Raw genomic sequence first — 14,854 nt, 5'->3', positions numbered from 1 at the left:
GCGCGTATGTGCGTGCTGTTCCTGGGCTTCGGGGTCCATCCCGATTTCGACGTGGTGCTGGCGGCCAACCGCGACGAGGTATTCGCCCGTCCGACGCGGGAGACGCATTTCTGGGAAGATCATCCCGAGATCCTCGCGGGGCGCGACCTGCAGAGCGGCGGGACGTGGCTCGGCGTGACGAGGTCCGGGCGCTTCGCGGCCATCACGAACTTCCGGGATCCCGGGGCGCATCACGCGGACGCGAAATCGCGCGGGGCGCTCGTGGTTGCGTATCTCCTGGGCGAGGGCTCGCCGCATGAATACACGGAGAGCCTGCGGCCGCGCGCGCGTGAATACAACGGGTTCAACCTGATCGTGGGCACGCGGGGCGAGGCGGCCTATTTCGCGAGCCAGACGGGCGAGTCGCGTCGGCTCGCGCCCGGCGTGTACGGGCTCAGCAATCACCTGCTCGACACGCCCTGGCCGAAGCTCGTGCAAGGCAAGGGCGCCTTCACGAAGCTCGTCGAGGAGCGTCCGCTCCCGGCGGCGGAAGCGTTCTTCCAGATGCTACATTCGGAGCAGGGGGCCCCGGACGCGGAGCTCCCGGACACGGGCGTGGGGCTCGAGATGGAGCGTATGCTCGCGCCGCTGTTCATCTCGGATACGCGGACGCCCCCCTTTTACGGGACGCGATCGAGCTCGGTGGTGACTTTCTCGAACATGGGCGAAGTCCGGTTTCTCGAGAGGAGTTTTTTTCCGGGGAGCGAGCCGCGTCTGGTGGAGCAGGGCTTCCGGCTGCCGCAACGAGGGTAGGGGAGGAGCTCCGCCGTCCTCGTCATGGGCATCTTCGACACCGTCATCGCCGATGCGATCTGCCCGCGCTGTGGCCAGCTGCAACCATGGCGCATTCAGTACAAGTACGGCTATTGCCGATCGCACGAGTACACGCCCGGCGATGCCATTGGCTGGTTCGATCCTCCCGGGCGCCGCGCGCCCCTGATCGACGCGGGGGAAAACGTGGGTGGTCTGGTTGCGGTCGCGGGCGCGCCCGAAAGCGGATGCCGCCGCTGTGGTGTCGAGCCGGACGAGGCAACCGTATGGTTCCGGGACAACGTGGTGGAGAGCATCGACGTGGGCGTACCCGTGCAGAATGCCGACTTCGTCCCCATGGCTCCTCCGCGGGAATGGCTGCATGTCTGGTCCGAGCGGCGCGCCGGCCGCGCGAACGAGGATCGCCTGGAAGCGAGCTGCCGTGGCCGCCGGTGGACGCTGGTCGTCGCCGACGGCGCAGGCGGGCTTTCCGGCGGCGCGCTCGCAGCGCGCTGGGCGGCAGAGGCGGCGTCGGCGCTGGGGGCAGAGGAGGAGCTCACGCCCGCGGCATGGTGCGAACGGCTCTCGCGGCTCGACCGCGAAATGGAGGCGGATTCGAAGTGCGGGGAGACGACGCTCGTCGTGGTCCAGGTGAGCGGCAACGAGCTTTGGGGCGCGAGCATCGGAGATTCGGGCGCGCTGCTCGTGGAGGCAGGGCAGGTCGTGGAGCTGACCGCAATGCAGAAGCACAAGCCGCTGCTTGGCAGCGGAGCATGTACGCCCACGAGAATCGAGCGGCGGTCTCTCTCGGGGCGCCTTCTCCTGGCGTCGGATGGTCTCTTGAAGTATTTGCCTCGACCGAAATTATCCGAGGTCGCCTTGGCGGGAGACGTTCGCTCGGCTGTCGAGGCGCTCGTGGAGGCGGTGAAGCTTCCTTCGGGAAACTTCCATGATGATGTCGCGGTGATCCTCGCCGAGAGGGCGAGGGGTCGACTCCGGCAAACGGAATGACTTGAACCATGGACCGAGCAACCTTCGCCTCTCGCCTCGACTCCGCCTCCCGCCGGGCCCGCGATTTCGCGCGGGAGCTCGTCGTCGAGCCGCTGCCGGACGAAATTCGCTTCGATGTCGTGCTCGACGCGTCCTACGACAAGAACCCGCTTCACCCGGACGAGTTTGTCTTTCCCGACGACGGTGAGCGCTTCTCGCGCTCCGACCTGATGGGCCTCGATGCTGCCACGGTCATAGACGTTCTCTTTCGCGACGGCAAGGTCCCCGAATGGATCAACCTCGCGGTGACGCACGAAGGCGGGGGACGAACGTTTGTTGAGGTGCTCTGTTGCGGTCGATTCACCGCCAACGAGTCGCTGTTTTATCATGCTGGGGGAGGGGTATCCGCCTTTTCACGTGCTCGGCCCGTCGATCCCGCCTGACGTCGATGTCGATGCACCGGTCCGCTCGCGGTACAGCCTCTACTGGTCGATGGCCGTCCATGACGACGAGCTCGAGAAGCTCGAGGGGCGCGACCAAGTAGAGACGTTATGCCTGCGCGGCGCCGGGATCCATGATCACACCTTGGTGCGATTGGCTTCGCTGCGTCGGTTGCGCTCGCTCCGACTCGAAGGTACCTCGGTCCGCGGAGAAGGTCTCGCCCACGTGCCTCACGGGGCGCTCCAATATCTCACGATATCGGGATCGCTCGTGCGGATCGATGGGCTCGCGGTCTTGCCGGACAACCAGCCATCGCTCGGTTGGCTGGCGCTTGATCAGAGCCCGCTCGTCGAGGTGGAGCTGGTCCAGGTGCGGCGTTTGTCGAGGCTTCATGGGCTCGAGCTTGCAAACACGTCCGTCACCGACGAGGGAGCCCGTCTTCTCGTGGTTTGTCCGGCGCTCCGTGAGCTCGGTCTCGCAGGCACGGCGATCACCGATGTAACCTGTGCTCATCTCGGCCGCATGACCACGCTGGAGATGCTCTCGCTCGATCGGACGGTCGTGACGGATGCCGGCATGCGACAGCTCGCCGGCATGCCTCGCCTCCGGAGCCTGTCGATCGCGGGCACGGGCGTCACCGATCGAGGGGTCGCCAGCCTGGCGGATTCAACGGGCCTGAAGCGGGTCGACGTTCACGACACGCAGGTGACGCCCGCGGGGATCGCAATGCTGAGAAAACGCAAGATGTACGTGAGGGGAGCGCCTGACCCCGGCCGCATGAAGCCGACCTGAGAGCGCTACTTGGGCGGGTCCACCGGCAAGAAGCAGAAGTTGCTCGTCTCGAACCGGTAATTCGAGCCCGAGTAATTGCGCTCGGCGTGGAAGACTTGCAGATCGTACACGCCGCCGAGGACCAGGCCGAGATCCGAGGCGCGCTGGTCGAGATCGACGGTGCCCAGTTCGGGGCCGTGGATGCCGCCGAGGTCGATGGCGAGGCGGTGATTGATGAACACCCAGATGTCGTCGTCGCCGCGGAACGTGAACACCTCACCGCCCTTGTAACGGAAGGAGACGAGCGCTTCGGTGGTGAAGTGCCAGTTGTTCGGCATGCCATTCAGCTCGAAACCTTCGTTCCCGAAGCCGAACGTCGCGTCGATCGGATGAAAATCGGCGTCGTCGTAGACGAGCGTGGTGCCATTGCCCGTGAGCGGGATCTGCACGTTCGTGGCAAAGTTTTCGCCGGGGGTGTCGCGGTACCACGCATCGAAATGGGCGGCGCCGGTGAAGGGCGCGTAGGCTGGGCCGTCGGGGCTGACCTCGTTCCCGGCGACGTACACCGGCTTGAAGCTGCCATCGGGCTGCTCGGCCAGCTCGGCCGCCAGGATGCCCGGGCGAACACCGACGATGTCACTGAAATTGGGATGGCCGCTCCACTGGAAGTCGGGGTGGCTCTCGGAGAAGTCGCGCACCCGCATGGTCAAGGTGCTCAAGCACTCCTCGCCGGTATCGCCGCCGGTGCCGCTGGAGGTCGTGAGATTGAGGCCGCCTTCTCCACCCGCGCCGCCGCTCCCCGCGCCGCCGCTTCCCCCACCCCCCGAACCCGAGCCGGAGGATGAAGTCGTTGCACCCGTCGGGGAACCGGTGCCCTGACCGGACGAACAACCGAGGACGAACACGAAGCCGAGCAGCGAAAGGATCGTGGCGCGCATTGGTGGAGGATAACACTACCGCGGATTCGCGGCGAGGACGAACGGGCGGAGGCGGTGCCCGTCCGGGTCCTCGACCACGAACGTGAAGCCGAAATCCATGTCGGTCGGCTCCTGCACCACGGTGAGCCCGAGCTTGGTCCACTCGGCATAGGTCGCGAGGACGGCGTCCTTGCTCGTTTCGCGGAACGAGATCTCGATGCCGCCGGCGGGCTTCGGGGTCGGCTCGACCTCGTCGGCGAGCCAGAGGCCGATTTTCATGCCGGTCGAGAGCACGTAGAGAACGAAGGTCTTCGATGTTTCGACCGGCTCGCAGCCGAGGAGCTTCGAATACAGCTCGGCGCTTCGGAGCGGATCACGGACGGCAAGCAGCAGGTAGTTGAGGGTACGCATCAGCATCTCCATGTGGTGGACGCGGAGGGTGTGCGCCTTGCGACTGTCAGTTTCCGGCAGGAGCAAGCGTGGCCTGCCTGGCTCGCCATTCCTGGACGAGCACGGCACGGCGGCGCGGATAACGCTCGTCCTTCGGCTCGACCGACTGGATGCGGTCGACGCGGAAGGCGCGATAGTCCTGCCTGAGCTCGCACCACGCGGCGAGCACCTGCACCTTGTCGAAGAAGCCGATCAAGAGGGGCCAGATCGTGCGGGTCGTGCCTTCGCCGTTCTGGTCCTGGTACATGATGACGAGCCTGTGCTCCTTGCGGATCGCGGCGCGAATCACCGAGGCGTCGACGGCGACCGGCTCGCCGCGGAGCATCGGCACGGTGAGCGTCGCCGTATCGACGCTCGCGCGGAGGTCGTCCGGCAGCACGGCGCGGAGCTTCGCCACGGCATTGCCCGCCGCAGCCGCGAGCCGCGCGTCACCCCGCACCGCGACCCAGCGCGAGCCGAGCACCAGGGCCTCGAGCTCGTCGGCCGAGAACATCAGCGGCGGGAGGGTGAAGCCGGGGCGCAGGACGTACCCGAGGCCCGGTTCGCCCTGGATATCGGCGCCCTGCGCCTGCAGCGTCGCGATGTCGCGATAAAGCGTGCGAATCGAAATGCCGAGCTCCTCGGCCAGCGCCGGGCCCGTGATCGGCGCGCGGTGGCGGCGCAAGAGCTCCAGGAGATCGAGCAGGCGGGCGGCGCGAGACATGCGGAAAAGATAGCGCGAACCAGCCCGCTCCGCTCGGCCACACAGAAGCGCTCGTGGCGGGGCTCGACGCGAGGCCTTCGAGGCACCAGGGGCTCTGCGACATATGGATCCGCAGAAACCGCAGAAACCGTCCGGCCAGACCGTCTTCAGCCGGGAGCATTACCACGAGCTCTCGGCCGACGAGACCGAGGTGCGCGAGCAAGGATGGGCGTCGATCGGCTCTCCGGCCGAGGGGCCGTCCTTGCGCGAGGCAGAGCTGGAAGCCGAGCCCACGCCGCCCCCTCCACATCCACCGGGCGGCGAGCACGTCGAGCCCATCGGCCGCGTCCACGCCGACCAGACGGAGCCCGGGGGACGGCGTCGCTGATCTGCCGAGCGAGCCATGGCATGCGTCCCGCGGCGGGCGTTTCTCACCGCGCATATCGCGTGAGGACGACGGTGCTTCCGTCACGCCGCGCGCGACCGCGCTCGTCGTTGCACCACCCGAAGAGCACGGCATCAGGGCCCAGCCCGAAGCTCCCTGGGCAAGGGGCCTGTATGACGAAGCGTATTTTCCCATCGGCGGCGAAGCCCCGCGATGAATTGCCCGCCCGTCAGGGTGAAGGCGTCGAGCGGCGCATCGCCCACCGTCGAGCCGGTGATGGCGACAAACCCCGAAGGGTCGAGCACCATATCGTGCACGGAGATGTGTTTGTCGCGCGTCTGAGGGTTTTTGGGGTCGCTCAGCGTGCGGTCGAAGACCAGAGCGCCTCGAGCATCGAAGCACTGGAGCGCGAGACGCGACGATGGTTTGCCCGCGTAGCCGAGCCCGGTGAGCGGTGGGTCCCAGGCGAGCGCACATACGCGGTTATCCGACGCGGCGAGCTTGGTCGCGCTGACCGAAAGCGGTCGGCTGGAGACGACCTTCCCAGCGGCGTCGATGCGGACGAGGTGCGGACCGGCATCGAGCGTGGCGCCGAAGAGCGTCATCGGGGCAGCCGCGTCGGGTGCGAGCACGATCGAGCCATCGGACGTGAACGCATGCGGCGGGAATCGGTGGAAATCGGTCTTCGTGCTCCAGACGTGCCTGCCGTCGCGTCCGAATCGGGCGAGAAACCACGTGTACGACGTGCTGTTCCGGGAGAAGGGGCTCGTGAGGGGCCCGCCGCCGAAATCGACGGTCTCCTGCATTCCACCGGTCAGGGTGACCTCGCCGCGCGCATCGACACCGACGTTGTCCGGCACCACGTTGCCGTCGAATGCGATTTTCCAGTCCATTCCGCCGTCGGGGGAGAGGCGCAGGATGAAGCCGCCTTGATCGGTCTGGCCCTGCGCACGCCGCTCGGTGAACATGCCGGCGAGCACGAGCCCTCCTCCCGCGTCGACGGCGAGGGCCCGTACTTCGTGCGATGGCAGGTCGAGGGGCCGCGCCCAGAGCAAGGTGCCTTGACGCGACACCTTTCCCACGAGCACATCGAAAACATCCGTGGAGATGACGCCCGTCGGGAGATTCACCGAACCGGAGAGCGGATAGGTCCAGAGCACATTGCCATCCGCGTCCGTTGCGGCGTGCGATGGGGTGCCCATGGTGGCGTCGAACGACAGTGTCCATAGCCGCGTCCCAGGTTTTACCTCCGCCCGCCGCACACACATCGGCAGCTTTCGCACGAGGCAGCGCCATACGAACTCCGGCTCGTTCTCCACCGTGTTGTCGATTTGATCCAAGCGCAGGACCTTCCCGTCGGGCGCGAGCGTGATCGCCACCGTCACCGAGCCGACGCGCGTATTCGAGCAGCCCTGCTTGTAGATGACCTCCCGGCAGCTCAGCGATTCGTTCGTGGTCTCGGCTTCGCGGATCCACGCCTCCGGGTAGGGCGGAGGATCGGCGGGCGTCGGTGTGCTCGAAGCAGGAGCCTCGGCGGAGGGACAGGAGGCTCGGCAGGAGCTATGGCCGTCGCAATCGGGGCGGCCGGCAGGGGCGAGGCCGGCGCGGGCCGCGCGCCATTGCAAGCTGCACAGATGACGAGGAGCGCGGCGAGCGGCAGGCGGGTGTCGAGTGGCACGGGAATGGTTCGTTGATGCCAGGGGGCTCCGCGTGTGGTCAAGGACAATCGCGGCGCCCGAGAAGGCCGATGGTGGGGGCGTGGGTTTGTCCACGGAGGCGGCGGAGCATTCATCGCTTCTTTTCGTTGCGCGCCCGCTGGGGCAGGCGAAGCTGCGCGCGCGGCGTGAAGAGCAGGCGCCGCGCGAATCCCCCCGCGAGCACGCCGGATACCGCAGCCACGGCGACGAGCTGATACAGAATCACGATCTGGTAGCGCACCGCCTGCTCGGGCGCCGTGCCGCTCACGATTTGACCGGTCATCATCCCCGGCAGCGCGACGAGCCCGACCGTGAGCAGGCCGTTGATGGTGGGGATCATCGCGGCGCGCACCGAGGCCCGCACGTGCCGGGCGAGCGCCTGCTCGGGCGTCGCCCCGAGCGCGAGGAGCTGCTCGATCTCGTCCGCGTGCGCATGCGCAGCGGCGAAGATACGCTCGAAGACCAGCGCCACGACATTCATCGCGCTGGCGATCATCATCCCGCTGATGGGCACGAGGTACCTCGCCTCGTAGCTCGGATGCAAAGGCACCACGAACAGGAAAACCGGCGCCAGTGCCACCACGGAGCCGAGCACGATGGCCGCGAGCGCATAAGGAAATAACGTGCGCGCCGAGGGCCCATGCTCCACGCGCCGCGCGCTCGTCGCCGCCGCGACTCCGACCATCACCGAAAGGGCGAGCGCCACCCACGCGGGCCGCTCGTGCTCGAAGAGCAGGAGCAGCACGTGACCGATGGCCAGGAGCTGCACGGCGCCGCGCAGCGCGCCCCAGGCGAGATCACGCTCGAGGTCGAGCCGCTTCCAGCGCGAGGCGAGGATCGCCAGCGCGACGAGACCAAGCGTCATCGCGAGCCGTGGGAGCGGGATCTCGAGGTAGCTCACGGCCTCTCCGCGCCGGCAAAGAGCTTTCCCGCATGAAAGACGTAGCGCTTGCCCGCGAGCGCCTCGGCGTGCGCCGCGATGTGCGTGACCATCACCACGCTGCGTCCCGCGATCGCCAGGTTGCGGACGAGATCGATCACTTGCAGGGCCGTCTCCGGATCGAGCGCGGCCGTGGGTTCGTCGAGGAGCAGCACCTTCGGATCGTTCGCGAGCGCGCGCGCGAGCGCGACGCGCTGGCGTTCTCCGCCCGAAAGCTCGGCCGCGCTGCGCGCGAGGAACGCCTCGTCGAGCCCCACCGCTCGCAAGAGCTCGATCTGCCGCTCAGGTGCGAGGGTCTCGCCGCGCAGCGCCGGCCCGGCAGCGACGTTGTCCGCCACGCTGCCAGGCAGCATCGGCGGCGCCTGGGGCAGATAGGCGACGCGGGTCCGGAAGACGGTCGGAGGCAGCATGATCGCATCCACGCCGTCGAGCAGCACGTGCCCACCATCGATCGGGATCAGCGTGGCCATCGCCCGCAGAAACGTGCTCTTCCCGCTGCCGGAGGCGCCCGCGATGGCGATCTTCTCGCCGAACGAGACCACGAGGCTCGCGCCGTCGACGATGGTGCGTCCTTCGCGGATCACGCGGATGTCGCGAGCTTCGATGGCAGAGGGCATGTGGCGTCCATCGGCTCGTCTAGCCTCGGGTGTGGACGCGCGCCAGGCGGGCGTCGATCAAGCGCGGCGGAGCCCGGTCGCGCTCGCGAGCAGCATCTCGCGCACGGGTTGCGCGCGGTCGCGCGAGACGGGGACGCTCACGCCCCGCCTCTCGGAACCGATGCCGAAGCCGACGAAGATCCGTGTTTCGCCCCCCTCGCGCTCGAGCTCCTTGATGTAGGCCGCGTTCACGAGCCAGTTTCTGTGGACACGCGTGAGCGCTCGCCCGAAGGACGCTTCGATCGACGACAAGGACAGGTCGAGGTCGAACGTGCCGTGCGGCGTATGCACGGAGGTGAGCCGATCGGCCGCCTCGAACGCCCAGGCCTCCTTGGGTTCGAGGAACACGAGGCTCTTGCCCCGACGCGCGACGATGCGCAGCGGGCTCGAAGGCGACGACGGGCGCTTCCGGGCGTGGAGGCGGCGCAGACATTGATCGACGCGCTCTTGCGTGAAAGGCTTCAGCAGGTAATCGTCGACGCCGAGCTCGAAGGCCTCGATCGCGTGCTCCTTGAATGCCGTCGCCAGTACGAACATCGGCCTCCGGGCGTGATGCACCGAGGCGCGCACGAGATCGAGCCCCGTCTCGTCGTCGCTCCCGCCGAGCGTGATATCCACGAAGACGGCGTCGATCTCGAGCCCGCCGGCCGCGAGTTGCAGCGCCTGCCGGGCCTCGGCGAGGCTCGGGACGGCGCCGACGACCTCGGCGAGCTGGGACGCTTCGACGAGCTCGACCAGGTAATTGCGTGCGGGCCACTCGTCCTCGACGACGAGAGCACGGAGCCGATACGAATCACCTGCCGCGGGGATTTCGTGCATCATGCCATCTCCGGGGTGGCTCGGGTCGCGGGGCGCGGGGGCGTCGTGAGGCAGGGAAGCTCGACGATGCATCGCGTCCCGTCGGGCGAAGAATCAATCTGCAAGCCCGCGTCCGTGTACTTGAGCTCGAGGCGCCGGCGCACGGCGTGCAGGCCAAAGGCCCCCGAGCGCAGCGGCTTCGCCGGCATGCCAGGACCATTGTCCTCGACCGTGCAGACGAGGCGCCTCTGGGCCCCGCCCCCGGCCTCCCGGAGCGTCGCGCGCACGACGACCTGCCCGCCTCCCTGTCGGCGCAAGGCGCCGTGCTTCACGGCATTCTCCACCAGCGGTTGCAGGAGCAGCCGGGGCATGAGGACCTGGGCGGCCCGATCCGCGATGTCCCACTGAAAGCGCAGCGTCCCGGCGTGACGTGATTCGAGGATCTCGGCATAACGGCGGAGCCAGGCGATCTCCTCGCCCAGCGTCTGCATCTCGTCGGCGTCGTGCAGCGCGTCGCGCAAAAGGTCGCCCAGGCAAGCGAGCAGGCGGCGGGCCTCGCCGGGATCCTGCGTGACGAGGCCCGCGATGGCGTTGAGGGTATTCAGCAGGAAATGCGGTTCGAGCTGCGCGCGCAGCCGGGCGAGCTCGCCCGCCGTTCGTAGCCTGTCGGCTTCGAGCTTGAGCTTTTCGGCTTCGAGCGCGCGCCGCCGGGCGTCCTCCGTGGCGAAGGGATACATGAACGCCAGCGCCCAGATGGCGCATATGAAGAGTCCGAAGATGACGCCGATCCGGATGGCGAGCGGATACGTCACGGGTTGCCCGGAGGCCCGCGGGAGGTGCAGCCACGTCTGCACGGCCCAGAAGCCCATGATGGACACGACGCCGGCGACGGAGGCGACGGCGAGGCTGACGAGCAGGGTCTGCGCCGAGCCGAGGCTCCGGCGCGTGGCCCAGTGGAAAACCGCCGAGAGCGTGAGCAGGAGCGCGGGCACGCTGACGAGCGAGAAAAGCAGGTTGGGCGTGATGTCCCGCTGTCGGTCGGAGGGCGTGAAGGGGAAAAAGAGGATGGCCAGGACGACGGCCGTCGTCGCCACGAAGCGCTTCCAGCCGAAGAAATGCGCATCCAGGGGCGAGGCGCCCACGGACGGCGCGCCTCTGGACAGCTCGGGCACAGGGACGCTCATACCCGAGCGGTTTACCGTACGACCGGTCGACGCGGACATCCCGATCGGACGAATGGCCATGATCGACGGACGAGCCGTGCCCTGAGGGCGACCAGGCGCGAAGGACGAGCAGAGCTCACGCGCGGAGCGCCCGCCTCAGCGCGCGTCCTCGACCGCCTCCCTCGTCCACATCGACGCGAAACGGGGATCCCCGGGCGGCGAGCCGTCGTTCTCTTCGCCCTCCGGCCAATCCCACGGCGGAAACGGATCCTCGAATTGTTGGAAGCCCTCGGGTCCGAGCGCCATCTCCTCGTCCGAGAGCAGGCAAGCCTCGAGCCGCGCCCGCAGCCCCTCGCGCTCCGCGGTTCCGATGATCACGATCTCTTGCCGACGCCGCGAGACCTCGTCCTCGGGCCCATCGTCCGTCGATTCGGCCAACCATTTCCCCACGGCGCCGAACCGGTACGCGCCGCCCGCCTGTGACCATTCCACCACCCATTCGGGCCGCGTCGCGAGCCAGAAGAAGCCCTTCGATCGAATCACGCCCGGCCACTCCTCGTGGATGAGCGCGTAAAGACGCGCAGGATGGAAGGGGCGCCTGTCACGAAAGACGAAACTCCCGAGCCCGTACGTCTCCGTCTCCGGCACGTGCTCGCCGCGTAGCTCGGCCATCCAGCCCGGCGCCTCCTTCGCCTTTTCCATATCGAAGAGCCCCGTGCCCATGATCGTGTCGATCGGCACCTTGCCGAAACTCGCCGGCACGATCCGCGCGCGCGGGTTCAGCCTGTGCAGCGTGGCCTCGAGGAGCCCGAGCTCCTCTCGCGAGACGAGGTCGACCTTGTTCAGGACGATGACGTCGCAGAACTCCACCTGATCGACGAGCAGATCGACGACGCTCCGATCGTCCTCCGCGGACGCCGCGACGCCCCGCTCGGCGAGGTCCTCGGCCGCCTCGAAATCCTTCGAAAAATTGTATGCGTCGACGACGGTCACCATCGTATCGAGCCGCGCCACGTCCGAGAGCCGCGCGCCCGCGTCGTCCTCGAAGCCGAACGTCTCGGCCACGGGGAGAGGCTCGCTGATCCCCGTCGACTCGATGAGCAGGTAATCGAAGCGCCCCTCGCGCGCGAGCTCTTGCACTTCGAGCAGGAGGTCCTCGCGCAGCGTGCAGCAGATGCAGCCGTTCGTCATCTCGACGAGCCGCTCCTCGGTGCGGCTCAGCGCGGCGCCGCCGCCCCGGACGAGCTCGGCGTCGATGTTCACCTCGCTCATGTCGTTCACGATCACCGCGACCCGCTTGCCCTCGCGGTTTCCGAGCACGTGGTTGAGGAGCGTCGTCTTTCCGGCGCCGAGGAAGCCGGAGAGCACGGTGACGGGGAGCCTGCGATCGCTCATTTCGCGCCGCCCTTGGAGATCTTCGCCTCGGTGAAGACGACGTGCTTGCGAGCGATCGGATCGTACTTCTTGATCTGGAGCTTCTCGGTCGTCGTCCGCTTGTTTTTCGTCGTGTAGTAGCAGTACCCGGTGCCCGCCGACGAGACGAGCTTGATCGTGTCGCGCATGAGCTCTCTGCTACCTCATCTGAAAGTTAGTTGCAACTTTGTTGCATCAGACATGGTTGCGTGCGCCACTGGAGCATCGCGAGACCTGGTCGCAACGCTTCTGTACAACTGCACCTGTCATGCTGATGCAGTCTGTCCGTGCGCCGTCGGGAAGATGGCAGGGATTACGGTGAGAGCCGATATCGCGCGACCCCGATGGACGGGACACGATTCGCGCCGAAGCCAGCCTCGGCGATGGTGCCCGCGACCCAGACCGCGTCGCCCATCACGGCCGCGCCGCTGATACCGATGGCGCCCACGCCGCCGCCGAGCGCGCGCAATTTCCCGTCACGGTAGACGAGGGCGCCCCGGCCCGAGCCGTCGTCGAGCTCGGCCGTGCCCGCGACGATCAAGCCGCCGTCGATGGCAAGGATCGCGTTGAACGAGAAATGCGTCTGCGGGGTCAAACCCGCCTCGGGCGTCGCGAGCTCGCGCCACGACGTTCCGTCGAACGCGCCGAGCAGGTACGCGCCGTTGCCCTCGTCGTAGGTGCTGGCGTAGACGGTGGTCCCGTCGCGCTCGAACGCGAGCACCTGTCCGGGCAAACCGTCGCCGAGAGGTGACCAGGCCTTGCCGTCCCAGCGCGCAATCCGCGACGCCTCGACGGCGCCGACCTTGGCGAAATTGCCGGTGACGATGATGTCGTCCGCAGCGGCGATGCCGAGGTGATGCACGGCGCCGTCGAAGCCCTCCTCGACGAGGGTCAGCTCGTCGCCGTCGAGGCGCGCGAGGTAGCCACTCGTTCCTCCGCCCGCGATCCAGAGCACGCCGTCGGGCGTCCACGCGAGCCCCCAGACCGGATCGAGATTCTCGACGGCGACGGGGACGAGCGCATTGCCTTCACGCAAAAGGACCCGCCCGTAGGGCTCCCCGTTCGGCGGGATGACCACGCAGCCGACCGCGACCTGTCCTTCGGCGCCGACGTCGAGCGCCGGACACCAGACATCCCCGTCCGAGGGCAAGGAATCGTCGAGGACGTCCCAGCCTTCACCATTGAAATGGACCACGTGCGTCGCGACGGGCGCGCCGGCGACATGGGTGAACGAGCCGACGCCATAGACCTCGCACGTCGCGCCGCCGGCAGCGATGAGCTCGAGCGAGCCGCCGAGCCCGATCCCGCTCTTGCCCTGGGCGACCCAGCCGCTGCCGTCGTGCACGGCGAGCGATTGCGAGAGCACGCCGTCGATGCCGGCGAAGAAGCCGCCCGCGAACAGCCGCTGCCCGTCGTGCGCGAGCCTCTGCTGAGGCACGTCCCAGATCGCGGCCGGACCTTCGTCGCCGCAGACCATCGGCTGGAACCAGGGCGCCACGACGCCCCGGGTGCCCTCGTCCAGCGATTGCCATGCATTGCCGTCCCAGCGAGCGACGCCGCGCGAGGCAATGGCGCCGGGCTCGCCCGGGGTGCCGCCCGCGGTCGTGAAGCAGCCGGTGGCATCGACGATCTCGCCGTGCGCGACGAGGTCGGTCACGACGCCGCGCGTCGCATGCTGCGCGAGCCCGCCGCCCACCGTTTGCCATTCCGTGCCGCTCCACCGCGCAATGCCGCTCGCTTTCATGAAATCACCGTAGACACCGCCGGCGTAGAGGGCTCCACCCGCCGTGCGTGCGAGCGCGTAAATGATCTGGGCGTCGGCGAAGTCGAGCGGCGTCCACGCGGCGCCGTCGTACGACGCGACGTTCGCCGCCGGGAGCCCCCCGATCTCGGTGAACGTGCCGCCGACGAAGAGCGTATCGCCGTCGACCAGGAGCTCGTACGCGGAGCCTTGCAGCGCGCCGCCCGGCGCGGCGCTCCAGCTCGTGCCATCCCACGTCGCGAGGCCCTCGATCGGGCTCGCGCCGTCGAGCTGGAACAGGCCCGCCACCCAGAGGTGTCCGCCGAACCAGGCGAGGCTGCGAACCTGTCCTTTGAACGCGCCGATCGATTGCAAACCGGATCCGTCGTCGAGCCAGATCTCGCCGTCGCGCTCGCCGAAAGAGTCGTTCGTCGCGAGCGCGAGAGCGCCGCTCTCTGCGATTGCGATCGCCGAGAACCCGTCGAGCGGAGCAGGGAGCTCCCAGGTGGTCCGCGCAGGCTCCCACGCCCCGTCGCGAAAGCGCATCAGCGGCGGGACCGCCTTGCCCTCGTGCCACTGGAATCGACCTGCCGCGATCACCGAGCCGTCCGGCTCGCGCGCGAAATCGTGGACGGCCGGCGCGAAGCCGTCGTGTCCGGTCAATCCAGCAATGGTGAAGCGGCGATCCCAGTCGCCGGCGTCGAGATCCACCGCGCTGACGGCCCCTCCGCAACGAGCCGGACCGGGGCTGGAGCCGCCGCCGCCGGCTCCGCCGCTGATTCCATCGTTTGGACCGCCGCCGCAGGCGGCCGCGGTGCACAAAAAGAAGACGAAGGACGAAGCTCGCATGAAGGTCATGCCTTCGAGCTTACGTGCTTCTCTGCGACCCGCTAGCAGCCCGTGGATCTACGAGCCCCCGATCGCGACCCCAACACCGTGCATTTCATACGGATACATCCCGCGCCACGTGGTCCGGGAAAACCGTGCCAGCCGGCTCGGCATACCCCGTACCAGAGCCACC

16 protein-coding genes are annotated in these 14,854 nt (G+C 68.0%); 5 read left to right on the top strand and 11 right to left on the bottom strand.

All coding sequences use genetic code 11. From position 1 onward, the window contains the following. The first annotated feature begins 6 nt into the window (after nt 1-6). From QHF83_RS20950 to QHF83_RS20935, 4 genes are read left to right on the top strand one after another with little or no spacing between them, the layout of a single operon-like run. Nucleotides 7-792 carry an NRDE family protein gene (locus QHF83_RS20950; protein WP_282419653.1) on the top strand — a complete coding sequence of 262 codons (786 nt, stop codon included), beginning with the start codon at nt 7-9 and terminating at the stop codon, nt 790-792. Between the two features lie 24 nt (nt 793-816). After that, entirely contained in the window at nt 817-1,800 is a 984-nt protein-coding gene (locus QHF83_RS20945) for a protein phosphatase 2C domain-containing protein (RefSeq protein WP_282419652.1), read from the top strand. An 8-nt stretch (nt 1,801-1,808) separates the two neighbouring features. After that, nucleotides 1,809-2,222 (top strand): hypothetical protein, encoded by a 414-nt coding sequence (locus QHF83_RS20940; RefSeq protein WP_282419651.1) that lies wholly within the window; start codon nt 1,809-1,811, stop codon nt 2,220-2,222. Then, a complete protein-coding gene (locus QHF83_RS20935; RefSeq protein WP_282419650.1) occupies nt 2,197-3,012 on the top strand; it encodes a hypothetical protein in 816 nt (271 codons plus the stop codon). The genes QHF83_RS20940 and QHF83_RS20935 overlap by 26 nt, the downstream gene beginning before the upstream one ends. 5 nt (nt 3,013-3,017) lie before the next feature. Here the strand turns inward: QHF83_RS20935 and QHF83_RS20930 are convergent, their stop codons facing one another. From QHF83_RS20930 to QHF83_RS20920, 3 genes are read right to left on the bottom strand one after another with little or no spacing between them, the layout of a single operon-like run. Next, nucleotides 3,018-3,929: a fibro-slime domain-containing protein gene (locus tag QHF83_RS20930; RefSeq protein ID WP_282419649.1), complete on the bottom strand. Its 912-nt coding sequence runs from the start codon at nt 3,927-3,929 to the stop codon at nt 3,018-3,020. A gap of 15 nt (nt 3,930-3,944) precedes the next feature. Next, entirely contained in the window at nt 3,945-4,319 is a 375-nt protein-coding gene (locus tag QHF83_RS20925) for a VOC family protein (protein ID WP_282419648.1), read from the bottom strand. Between the two features lie 46 nt (nt 4,320-4,365). Continuing rightward, entirely contained in the window at nt 4,366-5,061 is a 696-nt protein-coding gene (locus tag QHF83_RS20920) for a YafY family protein (protein ID WP_282419647.1), read from the bottom strand. 103 nt (nt 5,062-5,164) lie between these two features. On the opposite strand from QHF83_RS20920, the gene QHF83_RS20915 reads away from it, so the two are divergent. Further along, entirely contained in the window at nt 5,165-5,428 is a 264-nt protein-coding gene (locus tag QHF83_RS20915; protein WP_282419646.1) for a hypothetical protein, read from the top strand. A gap of 131 nt (nt 5,429-5,559) precedes the next feature. On the opposite strand, the gene QHF83_RS20910 is transcribed toward QHF83_RS20915, so the two are convergent. The 8 genes from QHF83_RS20910 to QHF83_RS20875 all read right to left on the bottom strand — a co-directional run bounded on the left by QHF83_RS20910 (nt 5,560) and on the right by QHF83_RS20875 (nt 14,682). Further along, nucleotides 5,560-7,050, bottom strand: coding sequence for a hypothetical protein (locus tag QHF83_RS20910; RefSeq protein WP_282419645.1), 1,491 nt, complete (start codon nt 7,048-7,050; stop codon nt 5,560-5,562). Between the two features lie 163 nt (nt 7,051-7,213). Further along, the gene (fetB, locus tag QHF83_RS20905) at nt 7,214-8,023 is read right to left on the bottom strand and encodes an iron export ABC transporter permease subunit FetB (RefSeq protein WP_282419644.1); all 810 of its coding nucleotides are present in this window, start codon (nt 8,021-8,023) and stop codon (nt 7,214-7,216) included. Then, complete coding sequence (locus QHF83_RS20900; RefSeq protein WP_282419643.1) at nt 8,020-8,679, bottom strand: ABC transporter ATP-binding protein; 660 nt, start codon at nt 8,677-8,679, stop codon at nt 8,020-8,022. The genes fetB and QHF83_RS20900 overlap by 4 nt, the downstream gene beginning before the upstream one ends. Nucleotides 8,680-8,736: 57 nt before the next feature. Next, complete coding sequence (locus QHF83_RS20895) at nt 8,737-9,540, bottom strand: LytTR family DNA-binding domain-containing protein (protein ID WP_282419642.1); 804 nt, start codon at nt 9,538-9,540, stop codon at nt 8,737-8,739. After that, a complete protein-coding gene (locus QHF83_RS20890; protein ID WP_282419641.1) occupies nt 9,537-10,688 on the bottom strand; it encodes a histidine kinase in 1,152 nt (383 codons plus the stop codon). The genes QHF83_RS20895 and QHF83_RS20890 overlap by 4 nt, the downstream gene beginning before the upstream one ends. A 147-nt stretch (nt 10,689-10,835) precedes the next feature. Beyond that, a complete protein-coding gene (locus tag QHF83_RS20885; RefSeq protein ID WP_282419640.1) occupies nt 10,836-12,074 on the bottom strand; it encodes a GTP-binding protein in 1,239 nt (412 codons plus the stop codon). Next, nucleotides 12,071-12,241, bottom strand: coding sequence for a 50S ribosomal protein L33 (gene rpmG, locus QHF83_RS20880; protein WP_282419639.1), 171 nt, complete (start codon nt 12,239-12,241; stop codon nt 12,071-12,073). The genes QHF83_RS20885 and rpmG overlap by 4 nt, the downstream gene beginning before the upstream one ends. A gap of 164 nt (nt 12,242-12,405) precedes the next feature. Then, complete coding sequence (locus tag QHF83_RS20875) at nt 12,406-14,682, bottom strand: hypothetical protein (protein ID WP_282419638.1); 2,277 nt, start codon at nt 14,680-14,682, stop codon at nt 12,406-12,408. Between the last annotated feature and the right edge of the window lie 172 nt (nt 14,683-14,854).

The sequence above is a fragment of the Polyangium sp. 15x6 genome, assembly GCF_029960785.1.
Classification (GTDB): domain Bacteria; phylum Myxococcota_A; class Polyangia; order Polyangiales; family Polyangiaceae; genus Polyangium.
The sequence above is the reverse complement of the archived record's forward strand: the minus strand, read 5'-3'. Positions and strand labels throughout refer to the sequence as shown.